The following is a 26,994-nucleotide window of genomic DNA, read 5'->3' as shown; positions in this document are numbered from 1 at the left end:
AGAGGGTTTGCGTAATGGCTACTCAACATTCCCGATCCGTTGCTCGCCTGATGATGGCACCCGCGGTGGTCCTGCTGCTTGGCTGGATGCTCGTGCCGCTGACGATGACGCTGTACTTTTCTTTCAAAAAATATCTGCCTCTGCGGGGGGGTGATCTGGGCTGGGTCGGGTTCGACAACTATGTCCGCTTTGTCTCGTCCAGCACGTTCTGGCCCGCGGTGCAGGCAACGCTGGTCATTGTTGGCGGTGTTCTGATCATCACAGTCGTTCTTGGCATTCTGCTTGCGATGCTGCTGGATCAGCCGATGTTGGGGCAAGGCGTTGTTCGTATCCTTGTCATCGCACCTTTCTTTGTCATGCCGACCGTATCTGCGCTGGTCTGGAAGAACATGTTCATGGATCCCGTGAACGGGTTGCTCGCGCATCTGTGGCGCTTTTTCGGCGCCGAGCCGATCTCGTGGTTGTCCGAGGCGTCGATGACTTCGATCATCATGATCGTTTCGTGGCAATGGCTGCCCTTTGCGACGCTGATCCTGCTGACCGCGATTCAGTCGCTGGACAGTGAACAACTGGAAGCCGCCGAGATGGATGGCGCGCCGCCGTTGAAGCGCTTTTATCACATCATCCTGCCGCATCTGGGCCGTGCGATCACCATTGTGATCCTGATCCAGACAATCTTTCTTTTGTCGATCTTCGCCGAGATCTTCGTGACCACCGGCGGCGCCTTCGGCACCCGTACACTCACCTACCTGATCTTCCAGCGCGTGCTAGAAAGCCAGAATGTCGGCCTTGGATCAGCCGGAGGTGTCTACGCCATCATCCTTGCCAATATCGTTGCGATCTTCCTGATGCGCATCGTCGGCAAGAACCTGGACGCGTGAGGAGATAAGTTCATGGCCCGCTCCGTCACATCCCGCCGTAAATCGCTGAACACTGTCCTTGCATGGGCCGTTGGTCTGCTGATCTTTTTCCCGATCCTCTGGACGATCCTGACCAGCTTCAAAACCGAGGCGCAGGCCATTGCCAGCCCTCCGCTGTTTCTGAACTTCGACTGGACGCTTGAGAATTACGCCATCGTGCAAGAGCGCTCGGATTACATGCGGTTCCTGTGGAACTCGGTCATCCTTGCCGGAGGCTCGACTCTTCTGGGCGTCATCATCGCCGTACCGGCCGCATGGGCGATGGCCTTTGTCCCTTCCAAACGCACAAAGGATATACTGCTCTGGATGCTGTCCACAAAGATGCTGCCCGCGGTTGGTGTCCTGTATCCGATTTATCTGCTGTTCATTCAACTCGGCCTGCTGGACAGTCGGGGCGGGCTGGTCGTGGTTCTGATGCTGATCAACCTGCCGATCATTGTCTGGATGCTCTACACGTATTTCCGCGAAATTCCCGGAGAGATCTTGGAAGCGGCGCGCATGGACGGCGCGACTTTGAAAGAGGAAATCCTCTATGTCCTGACCCCAATGGCCATTCCCGGCATCGCTTCGACCGTGCTGTTGAACTTCATTCTGGCCTGGAACGAGGCATTCTGGACGCTCAACCTGACTGCCGTTGATGCTGCACCGCTCACGGCCTTCATCGCCAGTTATTCCAGCCCGGAAGGTTTGTTCTTTGCCAAGCTCAGCGCGGCCTCGACCATGGCGATTGCACCCATCCTGATCCTTGGCTGGTTCAGCCAGAAACAACTTGTCCGCGGCCTGACCTTCGGCGCTGTGAAATAAGGAACACGACTCATGGGACGTATACAACTCAAGTCTGTGACCAAGAAATTTGGCGATGTTGAGGTTATTCCACCCTTGGACCTGACCATTGAAGATGGCGAGTTCACCGTTTTCGTCGGCCCTTCGGGCTGCGGTAAATCCACGCTGCTGCGCCTGATCGCGGGGCTGGAGGATATCACCAGCGGCCACATAGAAATCGATGGCGCAGATGCAACAGATGTGCCGCCCGCCAAACGAGGGCTGGCAATGGTGTTCCAGTCTTATGCGCTTTACCCGCATATGACCGTGCGCAAGAACATCGCATTTCCGCTGCGCATGGCGAAACTGGATCAGGCTGAAATCGACAAGCGGGTTGAGGGCGCGGCAAGCGTTTTGAACCTGACCGACTACCTGGATCGCCGCCCGGGCCAGTTGTCCGGCGGTCAGCGTCAGCGCGTCGCCATTGGTCGGGCCATCGTTCGTGAACCGGCCGCGTTCCTGTTCGATGAGCCGCTTTCAAACCTCGACGCAGCACTTCGGGTCGGCATGCGGTTGGAGATCAGCGAGCTGCACGAGCGCCTCGCGACAACGATGATCTACGTCACCCACGATCAGGTCGAGGCCATGACGATGGCGGACAAGATCGTTGTGCTTCAGGCGGGCGTGATCGAACAGGTTGGCAGCCCGCTGGAACTGTACCGAACGCCACGCAACCTGTTTGTTGCAGGTTTCATTGGTTCGCCCAAGATGAACTTCATCGAAGGGCCGGAAGCAGCAAAGCGCGGCGCCCAAACGATCGGCATACGACCGGAACACATTGCAGTTTCGGAAACCGAAGGAGAATGGTCCGGGGTCGTCAGCGTCTCGGAACACCTTGGTTCGGACACATTTTTCCATATCCACGAAACCGGATTGGCTGAAACGATTACCGTACGTGCAGACGGCGAGGTTGGTTTCCGCCATGGGGATCGCATTCATCTGACCCCACGCGCCGATGTGATCCACAGATTTGACGCAGACGGTCTGCGGATCGAATGAAACGTCTGACGGGCAAAACCGCCCTGATTACCGGGGCTGCGCGGGGCATTGGATTGGCATTTGCCAAGGCCTATGTGGCAGAGGGCGCGCGAGTCGCCGTCGCCGACATCGACTTCCAGCGCGCGCAGGACGCGGTCGCCGGGGTCGGCGCGACGGCTTTCGCTGTCGAGATGGACGTGACCGACCAGCAGAGCATCGATCAGGCCATAGCGATAACCGCGACCCATTTCGGCCCGATCGACATTCTGATCAACAACGCAGCCATCTTCACCGCCGCACCAATCGTCGAGATTGAACGCGCCGACTACAATCGCGTTTTTGACATCAACGTCGCGGGTGCGCTGTTTACGATGCAGGCCGTTGCCAAACATATGATCGAGCACGGAACCAAAGGCCGAATTATCAATATGGCCTCGCAGGCCGGGCGAAGGGGTGAACCTTTGGTCGCTGTCTACTGCGCCAGCAAGGCGGCGATCATATCCCTGACCCAATCGGCGGGGCTGAACCTGATTTCTCATGGAATCAATGTAAACGCGATTGCCCCCGGTGTCGTCGATGGCGAACATTGGGATGGCGTGGACGCCTTTTTTGCAAAGCATGAAGGCAAGCCCATTGGCCAGAAAAAGCGTGAAGTGGCGGCAGCTGTTCCATATGGCCGCATGGGACGCGCGGAAGACCTGACAGGCATGGCGGTTTTTCTGGCCTCTGAAGAGGCCAGGTATATCGTCGCGCAGACTTACAACGTCGACGGTGGAAACTGGATGAGCTGATGGACCCTGTGGCGAACGCAAAATCCCCGACACGGCTGCGGCAAGAGAGCCTCTCTGAGCTGCCATCCACCGTGAAGACCCCGTTGTACGAACGTTCGGATCTGACTCCGGGCATCGTTCATATTGGATTGGGTAATTTCCATCGCGCGCATCAGGCTTGGTATGTTCACCAGCTCATGCAGCAGGGGCTGGCCCATGACTGGGCAATCGTCGGGGCGGGTGTGCGAAGCTATGACGCTGCTATGCGAGAGCGACTGCTTGCACAGGACTGCCTTACAACCCTGATCGAGTTGGGACCAAACGGAATGTCTGCTGAGGTGATTGGTCCAATGATCGATTACCTGCCGATCGAGGAAAACAACACCGCCCTCATCCAGGCGATGGCCGACCCGGCCACCCGGATCGTTTCGCTGACCGTTACCGAAGGTGGGTATTTTCTGGATGCCAACAGCGGTGCATTCGATTCCGATCACGCAGATATCCGTCATGATGCAGAAAATCCCAATCAGCCACGTACGGCCTTCGGCGCGATGGTTGCGGCGCTCAGACGGCGGCGCGCCGAGGGTTCGAAGCCGTTTACGGCGCTCAGCTGCGACAATCTTCAAGGCAACGGAACGATTTTGCGGAACTGTGTTGTGGGATTGGCGCGCATGTCCGACCCGGAACTGGCCAGCTGGATCGACAGGCATGGCGCGTTTCCGAACTCGATGGTGGATTGCATCGTGCCTGCGACGACCGACCAACTGGTATCGCAATGCCACGCCCTTGGCGTCGATGACAGAGCGCCCGTCTCGCATGAAAACTTTCGCCAATGGGTCATCGAGGATGCCTTCTGTGCCGGGCGCCCGCCTCTCGAAAAGGTCGGCGTAACACTGACCCACACCGTTCATGGTTACGAGAAAATGAAGTTGCGCATTTTGAACGGAGGTCATCAACTGCTGGCAAATGTCGGAGAAATACTGAATGTTCCGACGATTGCCGACTGCATGAAGGACCCGGACATCGTGGCATTCCTTGGCAAAGTGCAAGCTGAAGAAATCCTGCCTCATGTCGAAGCCGTTCCCGAAACAACAGCGCAAGAATACCTTGAGTTGGTTGAGAGGCGATTTGCAAACACTGCGATTCACGATACCACACGCAGGGTCGCGTTCGACGGATCGGCACGACATCCGGGATTTTTGCTGCCGTCGCTGCGCGATGCACTTGCATCAGGTTCTTCTGTAAGTGGGCTCGCGCTTGCCGAAGCGTTCTGGTGCCGGATGTGTGCGGGTGTTCGTGAAGATGGCTCCGAGATCGCTCCTAATGACCCCCAGTGGGAAAGCCTGAACAGCACTGCGCGGGCGTCCAAAACCGAACCTGAGCTTTGGCTGGAGCAGGGTTTCTACAGCGGTGACTTTGGAATCAGTGCACAGTTTTCCAACGCCTTTGCCCGCTGGCTGACGCTGATATGGCAACGTGGCAGCCGGGCGGCCATCGCTGAGTATGTCGCCAACGGTTCAACGTAGCAAATCGCTCTCGGCGCTCCGTTCGATCGGTGTCCATGCGGCGCGGTTATTGGGCTTTTGGAACTTTGCCTGACATTGGCGCAAATCGGGGCCTGCAATCTGGCGAAAGTGGCGTGGATGTCATCCTCGGCGACGCTGACCGGTTCATCACTTTGGGCATATCCACACAACAGAGCCCATCGAACAAGCCCGGGCAGGAATTAGCAAAAGCTTGCGGCGGGATCAAAAGCTTCGAAAACGGGTCCAAAAAAGTGGAACAAAACTGGGCAGAACGCCCAAACCATATTCGGTCGCAGATGCCCGGTTCAGCCAAGGATCGCGGGCTTCTGTTGCACTTATGAGACGGTTCTGCCGTTGAAAGAAAGTGTCATTTGAAACATGGTGTCACCTACTGTTTCAAAAGGGTCGGTGCATCGTAGTTTGTCATAAAAAGAACAATTTGAGCGTGCATCCGAGTGCAATCTAATCTTCCGAGGTACAGGGCTGAGCAATGGCTACTACGACTATAATTCCAAGACCTTCCGCTTCTTCTCCGCTCAGCTCGATACAAGGTTATGTTGCCTACGTTGACGGCAATCCTTCGACCACTACAATTTCTTATCACTTCGAACAATACGCGGGCACACAAGCGTGGACTGCGGAATACAAGGCAGAATTCCGGGCCGCTCTCTCTGCTATCGAGGCCGTCGCAAATGTGAGCTTTGTCGAGTCCGGCAGTGCTTCAGCCGACTTGGTTGAGGTTATTGCGCCCACAAGCTTTTTTTCAGATCCCAGAACGCTTGGCTACCACTATACGCCATCAAGTCGTCCCTCCGAAGGCGCTTTCAACACCGCTTATTGGACTGCCGGAGCAAATGGAAACGGCGATCCGGGCGGGTTTTTCTTTACAACATTGATACATGAGTTGGGCCACGCGCTTGGGTTGGGCCACCCCCACGACACCGGTTTGGGTACAACCGTGATGAATGGTGTCACATCACCATTTAATTCATTCGGGGCCGGCAACCTGAATCAGGGTGTCTACACGGTGATGTCGTATAATGACGGCTGGACCGAACAGAACGGAATTCTCTCGGTCAACGCGACTTATGGTGGTTCAACGGGTCTTGGCGCTTTGGACATTGCTGCGTTGCAGGCGATGTATGGCGCCAATACCAGCCACAACTCAGCCAACAATACCTACACGCTCCCCTCGGCAAACGTTGCGGGTACCGGCTATCAGTCTATTTGGGATACTGGTGGAAACGATACCATCCAGCATGTCGGCAGTTCCAAGGCGCGGATCGACCTGCGGGCCGCAACACTGGATTATTCCGAGACCGGCGGCGGCGTAGTGTCTTACGCAGAGGGCATAAAGGGCGGCTTCACAATCGCGCATGGCGTTGTGATCGAAAACGCGACCGGAGGGACCGGTGATGATGTGATCGTCGGGAATACCGCTCAGAATGTACTGAATGGCAATCATGGCCACGACAAAATCTATTCAGTCTCCGACGGAACCAACAACAACACCGTTTATGGCGGCTTTGGGAACGACACCATTTATCTGGCGAACGGTTCCGGCGCTGACCAGGTTTTCGGTGGCCAGGGCGACGATTGGGCCATTGTGACCAACAATGCCGGCTCGTTTTCCGGAGGAAGCGGTACTGACACCGTCCGATTTGTCAGCGCCATCAGCAGTTATCTGTTCATCAAAAACGGCACGAAATACGAATTTATCGATGCCGTGTCACGTATTACCTTCACGGTGGAAGATGATGTCGAGGCCATTCAGTTCCTGAATGGATCACAGACGTATACTCGTTCGAATATCGAGGCTGCCATGCAGCTTTCGGATATCGAAACGACCGGTACGACGCTGAAACATGCAAGTCAGGGCATTTACGTACTGGATGCAGGCAGTTCGAACGTGACGCTGATATTCAATGGTCAGGCTGTTGGTCAAAACACGATCGCTGGCTGGCAGGCCATTCAGGCCGAGGCTTCGGGCGGCGATTACAAAGTGCTGTGGAAAAACGTGGATGGGACATATGGGGAATGGACCGTCAACTCCAATGGTCAGTTCCTCAGCAGCAGCAGCATCGGCAATGTGGCAGATGTTGAGGCCTTCTATGGCGCTGATTTGAACAATGACGGGCTGACGGGTCACGGCACGGTCACGGTTGAAACCAATGGCTCCACGACGCTCGTTTCTTCAAGCCTGGGTTCGTATTTGATTAACGGCACCATTGAACTGACCCTCAACGGTGCCAAGGCCGGCCCGAACAGTTTCCCCGGCTGGCAGGCCATCCAGGCCGAGGCTTCTGGCGGCGGCTACAGGGTGCTGTGGAAGAATACGGACGGCACGTTTGGGGAATGGGTGACCGATGCCAGTGGTCGTTTTGTCAGCAGCAGCACCATAGACGACGTTCGGGATGTCGAGGTCTTCTATGGCGCCAACCTGAACAATGATGCACAAATCGGTCATATCACGACAAGCATCGAGTCCAGCGGTTCCACGGCGCTGGGATGGTCAACCAATGGCGCATATGTAATCGGCGGCAGCATCGACTTGAAGCTCAACCAGGTTATTGCCGGCCCGAACAGTTTCCCCGGCTGGCAGGCCATTCAGGCCGAGGCTTCGGGCGGCGGTTATCGGGTGTTGTGGAAGAATTCGGATGGGTCCTACGGTGAATGGACCACGAATGCGGCTGGTGAATTCCAGAGCAGTGCAACGATCGACAATGTTGCGGATGTAGAGGTCTTCTATGGCGTTGATCTGAACAATGACGGGTTGACGGGTCATGGAACGATCAACGTTGAATCCAACGGCGGGACAACGCTGGGGGCGTCAACCCGGGGTGAGTATCTGATTGACGGCACCACGACTTTGACATTCAACAACGCCACTGTCGGCCCGAACAGTTTCCCCGGCTGGCAGGCCATCCAGGCCGAGGCTTCGGGCGGCGGCTACCGGGTGCTGTGGAAGAATGCGGATGGGTCCTACGGGGAATGGGTCACGGATTCCAATGGTGTATATGTCGGTTCCAACACCATCCCTGACGTTGCGGCAGTCGAAACCTTCTATGGCTTTGATATCGACGGCAGTGGGACAGTAGGAAACGGACTGCCCAAACTCGCTCGAGTTGCGACAGATGATCAGAACACACCGACAGGCGAAGAAAACCTGGGAATGTCTGATTGGGATGAAACGGTCGATTATCTGAAGTTCGCCCCTGATCTTGACGGTCACGAAGACGCAGAAGACGACTACACGCTGGTAAGCTTGCATCAGGCTCAGGACGCGGTGCTCTCTGTTTCCGAAGAGCCATTGGCCGCGTTGTTGAGTGGAAACACGGACATCGAGGGCGACGAGCAAAGTCTGACGCATATGCCCCTTTTGGACGAAGACAGCTTTTGGATATAGATGTGCTTTGGCGCTGGCGGCGGCCCGTTCTGTCAAACTGACGGTGCCGTTTCTGGCTCAGTGCGCTGAATAGGCTTGCGATTTCGATCAGCCCCCCGGCCTTCCGGGGCCGCGTTGTCAGCCCTGGAAACGAAACAGCAGGGTGAAAGCAAAAACGCTATCCCAAGCAGGCGGTTCGCCAGGATTTGGGTTGGGCTTTTGCCAGAGCGGAGCCGCGGCAACACAAGCTGCCACCGTCAAAGCACCACCGGAGTTTCCGGGCAGGTCTGGCAACGTCCAAAACCCATAGGGTGCTGCGCGAATTGCCGCCATCGATCACGGTGATTTTCCAAGCAACGTTACGAGGAGAAACAATCTGTTTGTCCTATCGGCCCTGATCGGTTGTGCGGTCGCGCTCCTGAAGTGCGCGAATGCGCATCCTCTGGCCGGCTTGAATATGTGTTCGCATTTCCATCTCGGCCGCAGCGCTGTCTCGCGATTTGAGGGCTGCCATAATGCGCCTGTGTTCCGCGACTGCGGCATCCGCCCGTTCATTGTCCAACAGTTGCGACGGCCCGAGTATCAGCAGCGCCTTTTGCAATGAAAGCATGGATTTCGCCAGAAACCGGTTCTTGGCTACATCCAGCAGGGTGGCGTGAAACACCCTGTTGATCCGGGCGGCCTCCGGCCCCGTACCTGCCTGGGCAAGTTGGTCGTTCAGCACCTCCAGTTCGTCCAATTCGATATCTGACGCGGCTCGGGCCGCCAGGCGGGCCGCAGTGCCTTCAAGCACGGCACGCATCTCATAAAGCTCCATCACCTCGGCATAACTCAGGCTTCGGACCGTTGCGCCCTGCCTTGGCACATGCGTGACAAGCCCATCCGCCTCAAGCTGCCGGATCGCTTCGCGCACAGGAGTCCGGCTGACGCCCAACCGATTGGACAGGTCAATCTCTCTCAAGCGATCGCCGGGCAAAAGCGCCCCTTCGCGAATCTCGTCCAGCAACCGTTGATACACGGAATTGCCTTGGGGGCCTGGCTGAATTGGGTCGTCCTGAAAGGTCATCATGTTCTTGCTTGCACTTTGTATCCAAGTGAATACAATTGAACACATTGCGGGTCAATGGCAATGGAATGCAGGTTTTGCCCATCTTGAAGGACCACCCTTCCCCCCTTGTGAAAAGGTCGGTGACGATTGGGATTGCAGCGCTTGGCACAGCGGTCTTCGGGGTATTGGACCTGCCGTTGCCGTTCTTGTTCGGCCCCATGGCAGCTTGCCTGATCGCTGCGCTTGCTCAGGCGCCAATGCAAGGGTTTGGGCAAGTTTCCGTCGCCGCCAGAACGATTCTGGGCGTAGCAGTTGGTGCCTCGATCACGCCGGCACTTTTCGTCGAACTGCCCAAGATGGCCGCATCGATCCTGCTGGTTCCCGTCTTCATAATCCTGATTGCTTTTGTTGGTGTGCCGTTTTTTCGAAAAATCTGGGGGTTTGACGAAAAAACTGCCTTTTACGCAGCGATGCCGGGCGGTTTGCAGGACATGATCATTTTCGGCACCGAGGCCGGAGCCGACCCAAGAACCCTTTCCCTGATCCACGGTACGCGCGTGTTGATCATCGTCACTTTGGCGCCATTGTTTCTGACGCTTTTCTACGATGCGGAACTCACCAATCCCATAGGACAGCCGGCGCGTGAGCTACCTGTTCATGAACTGCTGCTGATGGTTCTGGCGGCTTTCATCGGCTGGAAGGGAGGAGAGAGAATAGGGCTTTTCGGCGCGTCCATCCTTGGGCCGATGATTCTAACAGCCGCCTTGTCGCTGGGGGATTTCATCCATTCTCGCCCGCCGCGCGAAGCCGTGCTGGTCGCGCAGTTTTTCATTGGTTGCGCGATTGGAGAAAAATTTGTTGGCGTAACCTGGGGGGAACTGCGCCGGGTTGTAGCTGCGGGCGTTGCATATGTTGTCGTACTTGCAGTTCTGGCGGCGGGTTTCACTGCCCTTGTCACCTCTGTTGGTTTGGGGCGGCCCGTCGAAGCCTTTCTGGCTTTCGCACCCGGAGGGCAGGCCGAGATGACGGTTCTGGCCATCGTCTCGGGCGCTGATCTGGGCTTTGTAATCAGTCATCACCTGACGCGGATCGTGCTTGTCATCATCGGCGCACCCGTCGCAGCCAACCTGATCTTGCGTTGGTCCGGACCTCGGAATTAGCCAAATGCTTTTGGCCGCGGCCGCATAGTTTCCATGCGCCGGAACCACCGAGTTCAAAGGTTAAGACATTCTTTGTGGCGTTGGCCGAAAAGTGCTTCTTCCAGCCCGCTGTCTGCGGTTTCTTGCTCAAAAAAACATGTGCAAACTTGGCAATGCTGAACTAACTTTCTAAATGCGGCGATGCCTGTCCGAATGATGTGGATTGTAAACTGTGAAACCTCAACACCGCCTATCAGCGGCCCCTCGCCATGAATTGCGCAACGTGCGCAATCAGGGCATTGCCTTTCTGGCCTTGGCGTTTTTGTTCAGCATCTTCGTCAACCTGCTCATGCTGACAGGTCCGCTGTTCATGCTGCAAGTATATGATCGGGTTCTTGGTTCACGGGCAGTTGAAACTCTGACAGCACTGTTTTTGCTTGTTGCGTTGCTTTATGCGCTGATGGCTATGCTGGACTATGCACGCGGTCGCATCGTTGCCCGCTTTGGTGCACGGTTCCAGTCACAGCTGGATGAACGTGTTTTCGAAGCGACAATGCGCCGGTCTCTGGTGCCCCAGGTGCGATCGGCTCCGGCAACTGCACTGCGGGATCTCGAGGCCATTCGCACCTTGTGCTCTTCGCCCGTGTTGCTTGCAGTAATGGATATTCCGTGGACGCCCGTCTTCCTGGGGGCAATTTTCATTTTTCATCCTCTGCTTGGCTGGTTGGCCGTTGCAAGTGGCGTACTGCTTGTGGTGATTGCTTTGCTCAACCAGGCCCTGACCAGCCGTAAGGTGGCCGAAGCACAATCCGCGGCGGCGCGGGCGAATGCCTTTTCCGAACACGCGAGGCAGGCAGCAGAGGTTGTACGGTCTCAGGGAATGCAGGCGGACGTGACCAAGCGGTGGTTGAACCAGCGTACGGAAGCTTTGCGTCAAAGCATTTCCGCCAGTGACTGGACTGGTAGCTTCACGTCGCTGACGAAATCGCTTCGGCTTTTTCTGCAATCGGCCATGCTGGCTTTGGGCGCGTGGCTGGTACTGCAAAACGAAATGACGCCAGGGGCGATGATTGCGGGCTCGATACTCTTGGGGCGGGCTTTGGCCCCGGTGGAACAGGCTGTCGGCCAATGGAGTTTGGTCGAACGGGCACGCACGGCCTGGAATTCGCTGAACCGGTTTCTGGACCAGACACCGCCAGAGGAACAGCGGATTCGTTTGCCGATCCCCAAATCCCAATTGGAAGCCAAATCCCTGACGGTAATCCCTCCGGGTGCTACTGCGCCAACGTTGCGGAACGTTAACCTGAAACTGGAACCGGGAAAGGCGCTTGGTGTGATCGGGAAAAGTGGGTCGGGCAAGACGACCCTGGCCAAGGCTCTGCTTGGGCTTTGGAGACCGGCGGCGGGCGAGATCCGGTTGGGCGGCGCCACGTTGGACCAATACAATCCAAACGACTTGGGCAGCCATATCGGGTACTTGCCACAGCAGGTCACTCTGTTCAACGGAACCGTTGCTGAGAATATTGCACGGATGTCTGAAAACCCGGATTCAGAAGCGGTGGTTGCGGCGGCCAAGAAGGCCAAGGCACATGAACTGATCCTGTCATTGGAAAAAGGTTATGGCACGTTCCTGGAAGGCAATGACAGTCAGTTGTCGGGCGGTCAGAAACAGCGCATTGCGTTGGCCCGTGCGCTGTATGGCGACCCGGTCCTTCTCATTTTGGACGAGCCGAACTCGGCCCTTGACGCAGATGGCACCGAAGCTTTGAACGCAGCCGTGCGTGGCCTCAAGGAAGCGGGAAAGGCCGCCATCATCATGACGCACCGCCCGCAGGCCATTTCGGAATGTGACGATCTTGCTGTTGTGGAAAAAGGCCAGGTCGTAAGGTTCGGCAGCCGCGACGAGGTTCTGAACGCAATGGTCCAGAATGCGGGCGCGATTAAGCGCAAGCTTAGCCCCGTAGGTGAATAATGGCGAAAAAATCAACCAAGAAACCCGTGCCCGTCTGGGGCATCAAAATACCTGCGCTGGTGGGATTTATTGCCCTTGGCATTCTGGTCGGCGGATTGGGTCTTTGGGCCGTGAAAACGCGGCTGGCCGGGGCGATTGTATCTTCGGGTGTTATCGAAGTTCAAAGCAACCGTCAGGTCGTTGAACATCCTGACGGCGGCGTGGTTGGCGAGATTTTCGTGCGCGACGGTGATACGGTTGCCTCGGGCGATTTGCTTTTGCGGTTGGATGACACATTTCTGTCTTCGGAACAGACGATTGTAGAATCTCAACTCTTTGATCTGCTGGCCCGCCGTGCCCGGCTTGAGGCCGAACGGGATGGTTTGACATCCGAAGACTTGGCGGAACGCCTGGCCGAGGTTCAAAAAGAGTACAACATTGATCCCGACCTGATTGAGGGACAGCAGAATCTGTTTGATGCCCGGCTGGAAACGCTGTCCAAGCAGGACGAACAACTGCGCAAACAGTTGGTTCAGATAGAAAGCGAGATCGCAGGCACGCAGGCTCAGTTGGTCTCGTTGCGCCGCCAGACCGAGTTGATCGAGGCGGAGTTGAAGGATCAGCAAAGCCTGTTGAGCAGGGGTCTGACACAAAACAGCCGCGTGCTGGCGCTGCAACGCGAAGAAGCCAGCCTGACAGGTGAAATCGGCAAGTTGGAAGCGGCCGTCGCGCGCCTGAAGGGACAGATTGCATCAACCGAGATCAAGATTGTCGAACTGACCGCGACCCGGCGGGAAGAAGCGATCACCACTTTGCGGGACGTTCAGGCGCAGGTGGCAGAACTGTGGGAACGGCGCCTGTCCCTGGCGGAACGACTCGCCAGGCTTGAAATTCGCGCACCTGTCAGCGGAACGGTTTACGGCAGTCAGGTCTTTGCCCTGCAATCGGTCATTCAGCCGGGCGAACCCATGATGTACGTGGTTCCGCAGGACACGCCGCTGTTGGTGGCAACTCGGGTGGATGCGATCCATGTGGATCAGTTGCATGTCGGGCAACCCGTTGCCCTGCGGTTCCCGGCGTTCAATCAACGCGAAACGCCCGAACTCGAAGGACAGGTCAACAACGTTTCAGCGGACACGTTCACGGATGAGCAGTCCGGTTTCACCTTTTACCGTGCCGAAGTGGTGCTGAATGACGGTGAGATCGACCGGCTCAATGGCCAGGAACTTTTGCCGGGTATGCCTGTTGAAACACTGATCAAGACCGATGAACGCACGCCGTTGTCCTATCTCGTGAAACCAATGGCGGACTACTTCAACCGCGCGTTTCGCGAATGATGCGGGCGCGGTTATCGCTGGATGACCGCGTTTTCCCATTCAGCTAGAAAACGGCGGCGTTTCAGCCTGTCCAGAAAGGTCATGAGGGCCGGGTCCAGCCCAATCGTTTCGCGATCGGTGCCGGTTTCGTGTGTTGCCAAGGGCGGCAAGGTAACGGGGTCGCCTACCCGCTTGGTTTGGTTGGAAATCAGATGTTTTAGAAAAGACGTGGCCGCGTCCGGTTGCGGGGTGCCGTTCAGCACCATGGCCGTGCGCATCATGGTCGTCTGAAAATCCGACGGCAGAATGATTTCCACAGTGTCCTTGCTTCCGGCGCGGGCTTCGGCATAGCTGCCCAGAACGTTGTAAGCCACAGCAATCTCACCCTTGACGAGGTCATCGATCATATCCGCCGAACAACAGTACAGGCGCACGTCCAATCCACCCATCACCTCCATGAGCCGCCAATACGTCTCGGACGCGCGGGCATCCTGCGTTGCGAACAGATACCCCAGACCGGATTGACGGATGTCATAGGTACCCACACGGCCCCTGAAATCATCGGGACGCAAACGAAGGATTTCGATCAGTTGTTGCCGGGTCTCGGGGATGGGGCCACCGGCAAAGGCCGCGCGGTTAATCACGATTGTCGCCGGTTCCGAGGTGAAAGCAAAAAGGCTTTGATGCCATTGCGCCCAGGATGGCAGCGGTATGTCGTCGATGATGCGCCCGAAACCGTCGTTTGCCAGCTTCAGTTGCAGGTCCATCGCGCTGGATATGACGACATCAAAATCGTCCGGCGCGGCACGGACTATTCGGTCAATATCTGCGGTGCCTGTCACCAGGTATTCGACAGAGATACCGGGGTTTTCTTCGATGAAACCCGCAATCAAGGGTTCGAACAGAAAGGTGTCCGTGCTTGAGATCACGCGTAGATGCGCCTCATCCGCCGAGGCGTTGAAAACCTGCCTGTCCTCCCAGGTTTGGGTGGCAGCAACGACAGGAAGGCTGAAGAAAATCAAAGCGATAAGATAACGCACGCGCCGCCCCCCTGCCGGTTGGTCAATTCCAGTGTGCCACCATGCGCAGAAGCAACGTCCTGAACGATTGTAAGGCCCAATCCGGATCCGATGGTTCCGCTTGCATTCTTCCCGCGCTCGAAACGGCGTGTCAAAGTGTCGATCTCGTTTGGAGGAAACCCCGGCCCACGGTCTTTGACAATTATCTGAATGCGTGGTTCCGAAACAACCTCGATGCGTACGAAACTGTCGGCAGGCGCATATTTCAGTGCGTTGTCGATCATGTTGCGCACAGCGTTCTGAATAAGAATGGGGTCACCCGAGTAGGAAACCTTTGGATCGCCGCTCAGGGAAAGCGACAAGTCCTTCATTTCGGCGATTGGTGTCAAACGCTGCACCAGATCACGGACCAAAGCATTGAGATCAATGTCTTCGCGCTCCAGATGATCGGCGCGGAACGTGATCATCGCATGATCCAGCAATTGCCCCGCCGCGCGCGAGCTTTCATCAATGGCCCGCACCATTGAGCGTAACGCTTCACGGTTTTCTTCCTTTTCGACCCTCTGCAATGTGGCATCGGCATAAGATCGAACGGTTGCCAAAGGGGTGCGCACCCGGTGGGCCGCCTCGGCGATGAAATCTTCCGATTGGCTCAGTGACTGATCCAGTCGCCCCATCAAAGAGTTCAACGAGGCCACCAAAGGAGCCATTTCGCGGGGTACGGGCTTTTTGAACGGGCTCAGGTCCTGCGGGCCGCGCCGGGTGACAGAGGTCGTAAGCCTGTTCAATTGGCCAATCGTCGAAGAGGTGGCCCAGAACGACAGCGCAGCGGCAAGAGCAAAGAACCCGATGCCCAAGATCGCCGCGTTGCGTGAAATCTGGTCCAGAGTTTCCGCAAGGGCGTCCTGCGTTTGGCCCAAAGCGACCTCGATGACGGTTTGTTTGTTCAGGCCCACCAGGGTTCGCCGCGCACTGACCTGACGTATGGTTTCACCCCGTATCCGACGGGTTTGAAAGCTCCACTTGCCGTCGAATTGCCCTTTGGCCGGCGGCAGATCTTCATATCCTGACAGAAACGCGCCATCCTGAAAAATCGCGTAAAAAACCCGGTCGTCGGACGGTGTGCTGAGCATGGCGAAGGCTGCATAGGGAATATCAACCTCCAACTGCCCGTCGCGCAAGGCGGCCGCGTCCAGAATCGAGGTGGCTGCCGCCCCCAGGATGTTGTCCTGCCCTTGTTGCGCGACCTGTGCGGCATAGTTGCGAACCGCGATAAACAGAAGAAACGCCAATATCGCGGCACCACCGATCAAAGTCAGGACCAGCCTGTTCCGAAGCGACCCTGAAACATAGGGGTCAGGAGGCATGATCCAACCTGTATCCAAGACCGCGAAGCGTGGTGATCTTCAGGTCCGAAGGTTCAAGATGTTTGCGAAGGCGACCAACGTAAACCTCGATGGCATTGTCCGAGACATCGTCATCATAAGAAAAAAGCCGGTCCGTGAGCTTTTGTTTCGAAAACACCTGTCCCGGCGCACTGATGAACAGTTCCAGAAGACGCAGTTCACGGTTGCGCAAGGAAACAGTCTCATCCCCAACGGTCAGATGACCTGCCAAAGGGTCAAAGATTATTCCGCCCACTTCGATCGTTGTCCTTGCATTCCCGGATTTGCGGCGCAGAACGGCACGGCAGCGGGCCTCAAGTTCAGCATGATCGAAAGGCTTGGTGACGTAATCGTCGGCCCCCAGATCCAACGAGCCGATTCGATCCGAGACCTGGCTGCGTGCTGTCAAAACGATCACGGGGGTGTCCAGATGACCAGCGCGATGCCGTTTGAGAAAGTCGCGCCCGTCCCCATCCGGCAACATGATATCCAACAGAATAAGGTCGTATTCCTGAGTTTCGGCAAAGGCCGTTGCATCATCCAATTTAGACGCATGATCAACCACATGGCCGTCTAACCTCATGCGCGAGCAGATGGCGTTCGCCAGATCAAGATTGTCTTCCACAAGAAGGAATTTCATGGGATTTTTGCTGTTTTTCGTGCGTGACAGGTTGATGTCAGGTTGATGTGTTTTTGTTCCACCCAATCTGAGCCGCCATGCGGCTGGTTGTCAAATGGGAGGACATCATGACGACATTCACACTGGGCCGTCGCGCCCTGATCGCAGCTGTGGCCGCAATTGGCCTGACAGGGCCGGCCTTGGCTGATGGCCATCAGGTCGTGGACAGCATTCACTTTCTGATTCCCGGTGGTGCCGGTGGCGGTTGGGACGGAACCGCGCGCGGCACGGGCGAAGCGCTGACAAAAGCTGGTCTGGTCGGCACGGCGTCATACGAAAACATGTCCGGCGGCGGTGGCGGCAAAGCCATTGGATATCTGATCGAAAATGCCGACAGTAACCATGGTACGCTGATGGTGAATTCGACGCCGATCGTGATCCGCTCTTTGACCGGTGTATTCCCTCACAACTTCCGCGATCTGACGCTGGTTTCGGGCACTATCGGCGACTATGCCGCGATCGTTGTCGGGAAAGACAGCCCGATCAACTCGATGGCGGATCTGCTTGCCGCTTTTGATGCCGACCCAAGCGGTACTGCGATCGGTGGCGGCTCGGTTCCCGGCGGCATGGACCATCTGGTCGCCGCGATGGTGATGGAAGCAGCGGGCAAGGATGCGCTTGGCGTGAAGTACATCCCCTATGATGCTGGCGGTAAAGCCATGGCGGCCCTGCTGTCGGGTGAGATCGCCGCCCTATCCACCGGTTTCTCGGAAGCGGTCGATCTGGCAAACGCGGGTGAAGTCAAGATTATCGGCGTGACATCCGAAGAGCGCGTTGACGCGGCTCCTGACGCGATGACGATGAAGGAACAGGGTATTGATACCACCTTCGTGAACTGGCGCGGCTTTTTCGCGGCTCCCGGTCTGCCCGAAGACAAGCTGGCCGCCTACCAGGAAGCGATTGCCAAGATGTATGACACCCCGGAATGGGAAGAGGTTCGGGCACGCAATGGTTGGGTCAACATCCACAACTCGGGCGCTGACTTCCAGACGTTCCTGGAGCAGCAGGAACAGCAGATCGGCGATCTGATGAAAAAGCTGGGCTTCCTCTAAGTCCGATTTCGGCAGAGCGGGTCCGCCGCTCTGCCTTCCCACGAACAAGAACAAGGAGGGGGTCTCATGGCGCTGGATCGCTGGATCGCACTCATTCTTCTGGGTGTGTGTTTGACATATGGCTATGCCGCTTGGTTCACGATGGACGGCAGCCTGCCCCCTTTCATGCAGAGAAACCCAATTTGGCCCAGTACGTTCCCCAAAGTGCTGTCGGTTCTGGGTATCATCACCACCACGATCATTTTGCTGGGCTTTGAAAAGACGGAACCAAAGGAAGCCGATATCGATTATCGGCGGTTGGGAGAATACCATCTTGATCAGGCGATTATGCTACTGGCCTTGATGGTCGTCTACGCGCTTTGCCTGCGCCCCGTCGGGTTTCTGATCTCGACTTCGGCCTTTCTGATCCTCGGGTCTTTCATTCTGGGTGAGCGCAAATGGCACGTCATGCTGCTCGTCGCGCTGATCGCCACCGGCGCGGTCTGGTATCTGGTTCAGGAAGTTCTTGGCATCTACATGCGCCCATTGCCAGGCATTTTCGGAGGCTGACATGCTCGAAGGACTTCTGATCGGCCTGCAAACGGCCTTCTCAATTCAAAACCTGCTGATGGTGATCGCAGGGTGCCTGATCGGCACGTTCATCGGCATGCTTCCGGGACTTGGACCGATGTCGATCATTGCCATCATGATCCCGGTCGCGATTTCCATGGGCGACCCGTCCGCGGCTCTGATCCTGCTGGCCGGTGTGTATTACGGCGCCATCTTTGGCGGTTCGACTTCTTCGATCCTTCTCAATGCGCCGGGGGTCGCGGGCACTGTTGCGTCCAGTTTCGACGGCTATCCGATGGCCCGCCAGGGCAAAGCGGGCAAAGCATTGACTGTTGCAGCTATTGCAAGTTTTGCCGGCGGTACAATCGGGGCCATTTTGTTGATGGTCTTTGCCCCTGCTCTGTCTTCGGTGGCACTGCTGTTCCACTCGGCCGAGTATTTCGCGCTTATGGTCGTGGGCCTGTCCGCTATCGCTGCCTTCGCAGGCACCGGCCAAGTGGCCAAAGCCGTCATCATGACGCTTCTTGGATTGATCATGGCAACGGTCGGTGAAGGTGCATTGTTCAACCTGCCGCGTTTCACCATGGGTATCATGGATCTGCAATCGGGCTTTGGCTTTATCACGCTTGCCATGGCCATGTTCGCCTTGCCCGAAGCGCTGTTTCTGGTGCTCAAACCAAAGAACCTTCAGGGGGATGACGGTGAGATCAAGGACCTGCGCATCACAGGCCGTGAAGCCAAGGCCATCGCGCCGGTGATCGGCCGCCAATCTGTACAGGGCTTCTTCATCGGGGTTCTGCCCGGTGCGGGGGCAACGATTGCCAGCTTCCTCGGCTACGCGGTCGAGCGCAACATTGCCCCGAAAGAGGAACAGGAAGAATTCGGCAAAGGATCAATAAAAGGTCTGGCTGCGCCCGAAACGGCGAACAATGCGGCATGTACCGGGTCTTTCGTGCCGCTGCTGACGCTGGGCATTCCCGGGTCCGGCACCACCGCGATCCTGCTTGGCGCTTTGATCGCCCTGAACGTGACACCTGGCCCACGCCTGATGCTGGACGAGCCACAGATTTTCTGGGCCGTGATCATGTCAATGTTCATCGGCAACTTTGTCCTGCTGATCCTGAACCTGCCGCTGATCCCATATATCGCCAAGGTTCTCTCGGTTCCGCGCAATTACCTGATCCCCTTCATTTTGTTCTTCACCCTGATGGGGGCCTATATCGGGCAGAACAATGCGACCGAGCTTTTGATACTTGTTGGCTTCGGTGTTTGCGCCACGGCGTTGAAATTTGCCGACTACCCGCTGGCGCCGCTGCTGATCGGTTTCATCCTTGGTGGCATGATGGAGGACAACTTCGCCCGGTCGATGCAGCTTTATGACGGCATCGCCTTTATCTGGGAGCGTCCAATGACGCTGGGTCTTCTGGTTATCGCAGCGCTATTGGTGCTTCTTCCCAGCTATCGCGCACGCCGCGCGCGTGCCCGGGCCGCAGGGGTCGCCGAAGGTGACTGAGCCGCTGGCCGGAATACGGGTTCTCGATCTGACGAATGTCCTCGCAGGTCCGTATTGCTGTTATCAACTGGCGCTCATGGGCGCTGAAGTGATCAAGGTCGAGCGCCCTGATGGCGGCGACCTTGCCCGCGTCCTGGGTGCTGATCCTGCCAGAAACAAGGCCGGTATGGGCGTCAGTTTTCTCGCGCAGAATGCTGAAAAAAAGTCCATCACGCTCAACATGAAATCAGAACAGGGCAAGGCGCTTCTGAAACGCCTTGTCCAGACCGCGGATGTTTTGGTGGAGAATTTTCGCCCCGGTGTGATGGATCGGCTTGGACTTGGATATTGCGTCCTGCGCGACGTGAACCCCAACCTGATTTACTGCGCCATAAGCGGGTTTGGACAGGATGGTCCCCGCCGAGGCGATCCGGCATATGACCAGATCGTGCAGGGCATCAGTGGCCTCATGTCCGTCACCGGGGGACCAGACACTGCGCCCTATCGCGTTGGCTATCCATTGGCGGACACGGTCGGAGGGATGACGGCCGCGTTCGCGGTTTCTGCCGCCCTGAACGCAGACCCTCGCGGTGCCTATCTGGATGTGGCGATGTCCGAGGCTGTGATCTCGACAATGGGTTGGGTCGTGTCGAACTATCTGGTCGGTGGTGTCACTCCGGAAGCCCATGGCAACGAAAACACGACGTCAGCGCCATCAGGAACATTTGCAACCTCTGACGCGCCCATCAACATTGCCGCCAACCGCGACGAGCAGTGGCAGGCGCTGGCCCGGCATCTGGGACGACAAGACCTGCTGGATCACCCGGACTACGAAACACGCGAAGACCGCAAGCGCAATCGCCACGCCCTGCGTGCGGCGCTGGAGGAAACCCTGCTGACCAGAGCGGCATCAGACTGGGTACGCGAACTCAACGCAATCGGAGTGCCAACCGGGCAGGTATTAACCGTGCCCGAGGCGCTTGATGACGAACAGCTTGCTGATCGCGGCCTGATCGGGTCTTTGAAGGTGCAGGGCGAAGACATGAAACTTGCAGGCAGCCCCATTGTCATGGACGGCGAACGGCACATGCCGCGCACCGCACCACCACAGCTCGGGGCGGACAACAGTGCGATCTGGTCTGAAATTGGTCTATCCGGCGCGGAAATTGACGCCTTGAGCAAGGAAGGCATCATATGAGCGATGTATCCGATTGGTGGACGACTTCCATCATCGATATGGAACCTGGACGGATCGACCTGCGCGGAGAGCCGATCCAGAATCTGATCGGACATCTCAGCTTCGCGGAAATGATCTGGTTCATGGTTCGTGGCGACCGACCATCTGGCCCGCAGGCCCGGTTGTTCGAGGCCGCGTTGGTCGCCGCCGTGGACCATGGACCTCAGGCGCCCTCCATCGCAACGGCGCGCATGGCCGTGACTTGTGGGCTGCCGCTGAACAATGCGATGGCGAGTGCCGTGAACATGTTGGGGGATATTCACGGCGGGGCTGGTGAGCAAGCAGTTACGCTGTACCATTTCGTGGCGCAACATCCTGGCCGGTTGGATCAAACGCTGGACGAGTGGATCAAGAGCGAAGGAAAGATCTTGCCGGGTTTTGGCCATCGTTTCCACACGCCAACGGATCCGCGCGCACCACGTCTGATGGCGTTGGTCCGTGATGCTGTGAAGGACGGGGCTTGTGATGGTCAGTTTATGCGGATCGGGCAGGCGATCGAGGCAGAACTGGCCCGGCGCAAGGGGAAGCCCGTTCCTATGAACATTGATGGTGCCACCGCGGTGATCTATGCCGAGTTGGGCTTTGCGCCCCCATTGGCACGCGGTCTCTTCTGCCTATCCAGATCTGTTGGCATTCTGGCCCATGCGTGGGAACAGATGCAGCAAGGCGGCCGGAACAAGGGACCGACTCCGCCGGCCTACCGCTGGACCTATGTCGAGACGTAGGTCGCTAGGCAGTTCTGAGCCGTGGGCGTTTGGCCAACAGGTCAGCCGCCGCACGGGCAATGACCAGTTCTTCATTGGTCGGGATTGCCATGACCACGACGCGGGACAGATCGGTTGAAATGATCCGGTCATTGTCCGCATTTGCGTCGGGATTCAGCTCGATGCCCAGCCATCCCATCCCGGAGCAAACCCGGTCACGCACAAGACGCGAGTTTTCCCCGATCCCACCGGTGAACACCAAGGCATCGATTCCCCCGAGAATGGCCGCCATGGCGCCAAGCTCGCGCCGAATACGGAAAGTGAAATAGCTGATCGCCTGACGGCTTTCGCGTGTGTCCGCCTTTTCCAGGGTACGCATGTCGTTGGACAGCCCGGACAGGCCCAACAACCCTGACTTCCGGAACAACAGGTCTGAGATTTCGTCAGCGCTCAGCCCTTCCTGGTCCATCAGATACAGGACCACGCCGGGATCCAGTTGACCACAGCGCGAACCCATCGGCAGCCCGTCCAGGGCCGAAAACCCCATGGTCGAGCCCACTGACCGCCCTCCGATCATCGCACACATCGATGCACCATTGCCCAGATGGGCCACGACCACGCGCCCTTCGTGCAGAAGCGGCGCTGTTTTTGCCATGTGATCCGATATGTATTCATAGCTGAGCCCGTGAAAGCCATAACGCCGAACACCTTTGTCGTAATACTCGCGCGGCAAGGCGAAAACGTCGTTCTCCCAGGGGTGGTTGCGGTGAAAGGCCGTATCGAAACAGGCAATCTGAACCGCGTTCGGAAAACGTTCCATCGCCGCCCTGGCCCCGGCCAGATTGTGCGGCTGATGCAAAGGCGCGAACGGGGACAGCTTGTCCAGTTCTTGAATGGAAGCCTTGGTCAATGGCACAGGAGCGTCAATGTCAGGTCCACCATGGACAACACGATGCCCGACCGCAGTCACGTCGCTGTTAGGAAATGAGCGCGCAAGCAGGTTCAATACCCAGTCCAGGGCTGCGGCGTGATCACTGATTTCTCCGGCGGTGCCGCTGGCAAGGACACTTCCGTCGGAAGACTTTGCTTTGACAAGCGGTTCTTGTTCTCCAATCCGCTCGACCGCCCCGGTGCACACCATGATCGGATCGTCATCGGTTAGTTCAAACAGGCCAAATTTCATCGAAGACGATCCAGCGTTCAGTGTCACGACATGTGTCATGCGGGTGCTCCGGTGCGTGAAAGTGAGAAGGCGTCGTGCAGGGCTGCCACGGCGCAGGAAGCCAGCCGGGCTTTGTCGTCATCGGCACGGCTGGTCAATATGATGGGCGCTTTGGCCCCCATGACCACACCGGCCCCTTCTGCATTGGCGATGTAGGTCAGTTGCTTGGCCATCATGTTCCCGGCATCCAGATTCGGCACCACCAGAATATCGGTTTTGCCCGCGACATCCGACACAATCCCTTTGGAACGTGCAGCCGCAAGGCTGACGGCATTGTCCATGGCCAGAGGGCCGTCAACAAGCCCGCCCGTGATCTGACCGCGCTCAGCCATTTTCGACAGCAAAGCCGCATCAACCGAGGATCGGATCGCCGGATTGACGGTTTCGATTGCAGAAAGAATACCCGCCCTGGGGTTTTCGATCCCCAGCGACAGGGCCAGGTCGATTGCGTTCTGGACAATATCAATCTTGGTTTCCAGATCGGGTTCGATATTGATCGCAGCATCCGTCACCAAGAGTGGTCTGGGTTGTCCGGGCACATCCATGACAAAGACATGGGTAAAGCGGCGACCGGTGCGCAGGCCTTTCTCGCGCCTGAGCGCGGCTTTTAACAGTTCGTCGGTATGCAGATGCCCTTTCATCAGCGCCTTTGCTCGACCTTCCGCAACAAGATCGACCGCCGTGTTGGCCGCGCTGAAATGATCGCTCTGCGGTATGATTTCGATCCCATCCAACGATGCTCCGATTTCGGCGGCAGCGTTCGCGATCTTGTCCGGGTCACCGATCAGAATGGGTGTGATGATCGTCTCATGCGCGGCCAACAGCGCCCCACCCAGGGCATTGGGCTCTTCCGGAGCCACAACAGCAGTCGGCATAGGCGGCAGCGGGCGTACCTTTTCCAGCATGGCATCAAAATGACGATGACGTTTCACCACCAGTCCAGGCAAATCCAACTCGGCAAACACCATCTCTTTCTCCGGCGCGATCACGACGGCCTGCCCGCTGACGATCACGGCACCGTCCGATGGGCGCGTAACGACCGTGTCAAAGACAACCTCCCGGTTTGGTCGCTTTTCCAGAACGGTGACTTTGGAGACCAGTTCATCACCGGCATGCGCCCTTTCCACAAAGTCAAAGCATTGCGATTTGTAAAGCGTCCCTGCCCCCGGCAAAACGTTCCCCAAAACGGCCGAGATCAGGGCCCCCACGAACATGGCAGGGGCAACCGCTTCGTTGATGTGGTCGCCGTCGCCGTCTTCGCTGGCCAGATGGAGAGGATTGTGATTGCCCGAATTGTTGGCGAACACATAGAAATCATCGACCGAGCACGTGCGGACCAACTCGGCGGTATCACCGACCTGAAGCTTGTTGTATGGCTTGTTGTGGTACTGCATAAGCTTTCGTTTCTGTTTTGATCGGTTTGGCGACGCTGTGAACTCTCTTGCTGATACCGAGTTCAGCGCACAATGAAAACAACGCATGCTGGCTGCCCGTATCGGTCTGCACGCTATTTCCGGTGGGTAACGCCTTCATGTCGTGACGCCCGGATAATGTGCAGATCGCAGATCAGGCGCGCCGCTTTCCGCCGCCGCCCTGTTTGCGCATCGAAAGACCGATCCGCTTTCTGGGCACATCCACCTCGACCACGCGCACTTTCACGACTTGCCCGGCCTTGACGACCTCATGCGGATCCTTGACGAAGCGGTCCGCCAGCTGGCTGACATGAACCAGACCGTCCTGATGAACGCCCACATCCACAAATGCCCCAAAGGCCGCCACGTTTGTCACGGTGCCCTCAAGAACCATTCCGGGCTTCAGATCGGTTATCTCTTCGATGCCATCCGCGAAACTGGCCGTGACAAAACTGGGTCGCGGATCCCGTCCGGGTTTCTCGAGCTCGGCAAAGATATCCAGAACCGTGGGCAGGCCGAAATCTTCGGTTACGAATTGTTGTGCCCGCACCCCTTTCAAGGACCCTTCATGGCCCATGATGTGCCTGATATCCCGCCCGCAGGCGGACACGACGCGGCGGGCGACTTCATAGGCTTCGGGGTGCACCGACGACGCATCAAGCGGTTCGGCGCCGTCCCTTATGCGAAGAAACCCGGCGCATTGTTCGAAGGCACGCGGACCCAAGCCTGCGACGGACAACAGGTCCTTGCGCGATTGGAACGGTCCGTTCAGATCGCGATGGGCGACGATGGCTTCGGCTTGCGCCGGGCCCAGCCCCGACACACGCGCAAGCAAAGGTGCAGAGGCTGTGTTCAGGTCAACCCCGACCGCGTTCACGACATCCTCGATCGCGGAATCCAGGGATTGCGACAAGCGGTGCTGGTCAACGTCATGCTGGTATTGACCGACGCCAATGGATTTCGGTTCGATTTTGACCAGTTCCGCCAATGGGTCCTGCAATCGCCGGGCGATGGACACCGCCCCGCGCAGCGAGACATCCAGATCGGGAAACTCTCGCGCTGCCAGTTCAGACGCGGAATAGACCGAGGCACCGGCTTCGGACACAACCACCTTGGTTGGCGCTTTTACCGTCTTGGGCAGCAGAGCCAGCGTATCTGCAACCAACCGTTCGGTTTCTCGGCTCGCGGTTCCGTTTCCGATGGCGATCAGCTCGATCTGGTGGGCCGAGATCAGATTGAGGATGGTCGCCTGCGCCCCGCGCAAATCGTTTTTGGGTTGAAAGGGATAGAGCGTATCAGTGGCCACGACCTTGCCCGTTGCGTCAACCACCGCCGCTTTCACGCCGGTGCGGATGCCGGGATCAAGACCCAAAGTGGCCTTGGCACCCGCCGGAGCAGCAAACAGCAAGTCCTTGAGGTTGCGTGAAAAGACCTGAATTGCCTCGTCCTGCGCACGGCTGCGCAGATCGGCCATCAGTTCGACCATCATGGACAGCGAAAGCTTGACCCGCCAAGTCCACCCGGCAACTTTGCGCAACCAGGCATCACCCGGCCCATTGCCGCGTGTCTGCAAATGTGCGGCCACGATGGTCTCGGCCCGGGCTGCCCCGAACTCCGGTTCCGGCGCGATATCAAGTGAAACAATGCCCTCTTTTGACGCCCGTAGCATTGCCAATGCCCTGTGCGATGGAACATCCGCCCAACGCTCGGAATGGTCAAAGTAATCGCTGAACTTGGCGCCTTCCTTTTCCTTCCCGTCGATAACCCTGGCGCTGAGCAGCGCCTCGCGCTGCATGAAGGCCCGCAATTCACCCAGCAATGTCGCGTTTTCCGTCAATCGTTCGGTCAGAATGTCGCGCGCGCCGTTCAGCGCGTCACGAGGGGTGGCAACGGTTTCGCTCAGGTATGCCCCGGCCAGTGTTTCCGGGTCCGCATCGCGATCGGCCAGAATGGCTTCGATCAGGGGTTCCAGCCCGTTTTCGCGCGCGATCATCGCCTTGGTGCGCCGCTTGGGCTTGTAAGGCAGATAGATGTCTTCCAGCTGTGCCTTGGTTTCGGCCCGAGCTATCGAATTGCTTAGATCTTCGGTCAGCTTACCCTGTTCTTTTATCGACTTCAGGATGGTTTCCCGCCGTGCCTCAAGCTCACGCAGATAGGTCAATCGCTCGGACAGAAGGCGCAACTGGGTGTCGTCCAACCCACCGGTTGCTTCCTTCCGATAGCGGGCGACGAAGGGAACTGTCGCTCCGTCATCCAATAGATTGATCGCAGCACCGACCTGATCGGAACGTGCGTTGATCTCGGTGGCTATGGTGCGGGCGATACGGTCCAAGGGGGCCTCCTGAAACGGCAGTGGAAGGGCTTCTTAACGAGCCGTTTCAGCAAGGG

Annotated in this window: 21 protein-coding genes; 14 read left to right on the top strand and 7 right to left on the bottom strand. The window is 57.4% G+C overall.

Annotation, left to right across the window (positions count from 1 at the left end; translation table 11 throughout):
• The first annotated feature begins 14 nt into the window (after positions 1 to 14).
• The 6 genes from ACR0DJ_RS10440 to ACR0DJ_RS10415 all read left to right on the top strand — a co-directional run bounded on the left by ACR0DJ_RS10440 (position 15) and on the right by ACR0DJ_RS10415 (position 8,422).
• Positions 15 to 881 (top strand): carbohydrate ABC transporter permease, encoded by an 867-nt coding sequence (locus ACR0DJ_RS10440; protein ID WP_480684870.1) that lies wholly within the window; start codon positions 15 to 17, stop codon positions 879 to 881.
• A gap of 12 nt (positions 882 to 893) precedes the next feature.
• The gene (locus ACR0DJ_RS10435; protein ID WP_170345413.1) at positions 894 to 1,724 is read left to right on the top strand and encodes a carbohydrate ABC transporter permease; all 831 of its coding nucleotides are present in this window, start codon (positions 894 to 896) and stop codon (positions 1,722 to 1,724) included.
• Positions 1,725 to 1,736: 12 nt separating this feature from the next.
• Positions 1,737 to 2,741, top strand: a complete 1,005-nt coding sequence (locus tag ACR0DJ_RS10430; protein WP_170345414.1) for an ABC transporter ATP-binding protein — start codon at positions 1,737 to 1,739, stop codon at positions 2,739 to 2,741.
• The gene (locus tag ACR0DJ_RS10425) at positions 2,738 to 3,511 is read left to right on the top strand and encodes an L-iditol 2-dehydrogenase (RefSeq protein WP_480684869.1); all 774 of its coding nucleotides are present in this window, start codon (positions 2,738 to 2,740) and stop codon (positions 3,509 to 3,511) included. The genes ACR0DJ_RS10430 and ACR0DJ_RS10425 overlap by 4 nt, the downstream gene beginning before the upstream one ends.
• Entirely contained in the window at positions 3,511 to 5,016 is a 1,506-nt protein-coding gene (locus tag ACR0DJ_RS10420) for a mannitol dehydrogenase family protein (protein WP_480684867.1), read from the top strand. The genes ACR0DJ_RS10425 and ACR0DJ_RS10420 overlap by 1 nt, the downstream gene beginning before the upstream one ends.
• Before the next feature lie 490 nt (positions 5,017 to 5,506).
• Positions 5,507 to 8,422: a M10 family metallopeptidase C-terminal domain-containing protein gene (locus ACR0DJ_RS10415; protein WP_480684865.1), complete on the top strand. Its 2,916-nt coding sequence runs from the start codon at positions 5,507 to 5,509 to the stop codon at positions 8,420 to 8,422.
• A 364-nt stretch (positions 8,423 to 8,786) separates the two neighbouring features.
• Here ACR0DJ_RS10415 and ACR0DJ_RS10410 read toward each other — a convergent pair whose 3' ends face one another.
• Positions 8,787 to 9,470, bottom strand: a complete 684-nt coding sequence (locus ACR0DJ_RS10410) for a GntR family transcriptional regulator (protein WP_480686257.1) — start codon at positions 9,468 to 9,470, stop codon at positions 8,787 to 8,789.
• Between the two features lie 65 nt (positions 9,471 to 9,535).
• Between ACR0DJ_RS10410 and ACR0DJ_RS10405 the strand changes: the two genes are divergently transcribed.
• The 3 genes from ACR0DJ_RS10405 (at position 9,536) to ACR0DJ_RS10395 (ending at position 13,876) form a co-directional block, all read left to right on the top strand.
• Complete coding sequence (locus ACR0DJ_RS10405) at positions 9,536 to 10,609, top strand: AbrB family transcriptional regulator (RefSeq protein ID WP_480684864.1); 1,074 nt, start codon at positions 9,536 to 9,538, stop codon at positions 10,607 to 10,609.
• 211 nt (positions 10,610 to 10,820) lie between these two features.
• Positions 10,821 to 12,560 (top strand): type I secretion system permease/ATPase, encoded by a 1,740-nt coding sequence (locus ACR0DJ_RS10400; RefSeq protein WP_425079587.1) that lies wholly within the window; start codon positions 10,821 to 10,823, stop codon positions 12,558 to 12,560.
• Positions 12,560 to 13,876 carry an HlyD family type I secretion periplasmic adaptor subunit gene (locus ACR0DJ_RS10395; protein WP_425079586.1) on the top strand — a complete coding sequence of 439 codons (1,317 nt, stop codon included), beginning with the start codon at positions 12,560 to 12,562 and terminating at the stop codon, positions 13,874 to 13,876. Before ACR0DJ_RS10400 ends, ACR0DJ_RS10395 begins: the two co-directional genes overlap by 1 nt.
• An 11-nt stretch (positions 13,877 to 13,887) precedes the next feature.
• On the opposite strand, the gene ACR0DJ_RS10390 is transcribed toward ACR0DJ_RS10395, so the two are convergent.
• The 3 genes from ACR0DJ_RS10390 to ACR0DJ_RS10380 are packed head-to-tail and all read right to left on the bottom strand — an operon-like array spanning position 13,888 to position 16,899.
• Positions 13,888 to 14,895, bottom strand: a complete 1,008-nt coding sequence (locus tag ACR0DJ_RS10390) for an ABC transporter substrate-binding protein (RefSeq protein ID WP_170345420.1) — start codon at positions 14,893 to 14,895, stop codon at positions 13,888 to 13,890.
• Complete coding sequence (locus ACR0DJ_RS10385) at positions 14,874 to 16,241, bottom strand: sensor histidine kinase (RefSeq protein WP_170345421.1); 1,368 nt, start codon at positions 16,239 to 16,241, stop codon at positions 14,874 to 14,876. The genes ACR0DJ_RS10390 and ACR0DJ_RS10385 overlap by 22 nt, the downstream gene beginning before the upstream one ends.
• Positions 16,231 to 16,899 carry a response regulator transcription factor gene (locus ACR0DJ_RS10380; protein ID WP_257600934.1) on the bottom strand — a complete coding sequence of 223 codons (669 nt, stop codon included), beginning with the start codon at positions 16,897 to 16,899 and terminating at the stop codon, positions 16,231 to 16,233. Before ACR0DJ_RS10380 ends, ACR0DJ_RS10385 begins: the two co-directional genes overlap by 11 nt.
• A 107-nt stretch (positions 16,900 to 17,006) precedes the next feature.
• Between ACR0DJ_RS10380 and ACR0DJ_RS10375 the strand changes: the two genes are divergently transcribed.
• From ACR0DJ_RS10375 to ACR0DJ_RS10355, 5 genes are all read left to right on the top strand, one after another.
• On the top strand, positions 17,007 to 17,990 hold the full coding sequence (locus ACR0DJ_RS10375) for a Bug family tripartite tricarboxylate transporter substrate binding protein (RefSeq protein WP_257600933.1): 984 nt from the start codon (positions 17,007 to 17,009) through the stop codon (positions 17,988 to 17,990).
• A gap of 66 nt (positions 17,991 to 18,056) precedes the next feature.
• Positions 18,057 to 18,539: a tripartite tricarboxylate transporter TctB family protein gene (locus ACR0DJ_RS10370; protein WP_480684862.1), complete on the top strand. Its 483-nt coding sequence runs from the start codon at positions 18,057 to 18,059 to the stop codon at positions 18,537 to 18,539.
• Position 18,540: 1 nt separating this feature from the next.
• Positions 18,541 to 20,052, top strand: coding sequence for a tripartite tricarboxylate transporter permease (locus ACR0DJ_RS10365; RefSeq protein WP_480684861.1), 1,512 nt, complete (start codon positions 18,541 to 18,543; stop codon positions 20,050 to 20,052).
• Entirely contained in the window at positions 20,045 to 21,229 is a 1,185-nt protein-coding gene (locus ACR0DJ_RS10360; RefSeq protein ID WP_480684859.1) for a CaiB/BaiF CoA transferase family protein, read from the top strand. Before ACR0DJ_RS10365 ends, ACR0DJ_RS10360 begins: the two co-directional genes overlap by 8 nt.
• Positions 21,226 to 21,993, top strand: coding sequence for a citryl-CoA lyase (locus ACR0DJ_RS10355; RefSeq protein WP_425079581.1), 768 nt, complete (start codon positions 21,226 to 21,228; stop codon positions 21,991 to 21,993). Before ACR0DJ_RS10360 ends, ACR0DJ_RS10355 begins: the two co-directional genes overlap by 4 nt.
• Positions 21,994 to 21,997: 4 nt before the next feature.
• Here ACR0DJ_RS10355 and ACR0DJ_RS10350 read toward each other — a convergent pair whose 3' ends face one another.
• From ACR0DJ_RS10350 to ACR0DJ_RS10340, 3 genes are all read right to left on the bottom strand, one after another.
• Positions 21,998 to 23,194, bottom strand: a complete 1,197-nt coding sequence (locus ACR0DJ_RS10350; RefSeq protein ID WP_257600928.1) for an acetate/propionate family kinase — start codon at positions 23,192 to 23,194, stop codon at positions 21,998 to 22,000.
• On the bottom strand, positions 23,191 to 24,588 hold the full coding sequence (locus tag ACR0DJ_RS10345; protein WP_480684858.1) for a bifunctional enoyl-CoA hydratase/phosphate acetyltransferase: 1,398 nt from the start codon (positions 24,586 to 24,588) through the stop codon (positions 23,191 to 23,193). The genes ACR0DJ_RS10350 and ACR0DJ_RS10345 overlap by 4 nt, the downstream gene beginning before the upstream one ends.
• Before the next feature lie 172 nt (positions 24,589 to 24,760).
• Positions 24,761 to 26,938: a Tex family protein gene (locus tag ACR0DJ_RS10340; protein WP_480684857.1), complete on the bottom strand. Its 2,178-nt coding sequence runs from the start codon at positions 26,936 to 26,938 to the stop codon at positions 24,761 to 24,763.
• Between the last annotated feature and the right edge of the window lie 56 nt (positions 26,939 to 26,994).

The organism is Ruegeria sp. BF10 (assembly GCF_056538725.1).
This window is presented reverse-complemented; position numbering and strand designations above follow the sequence as displayed.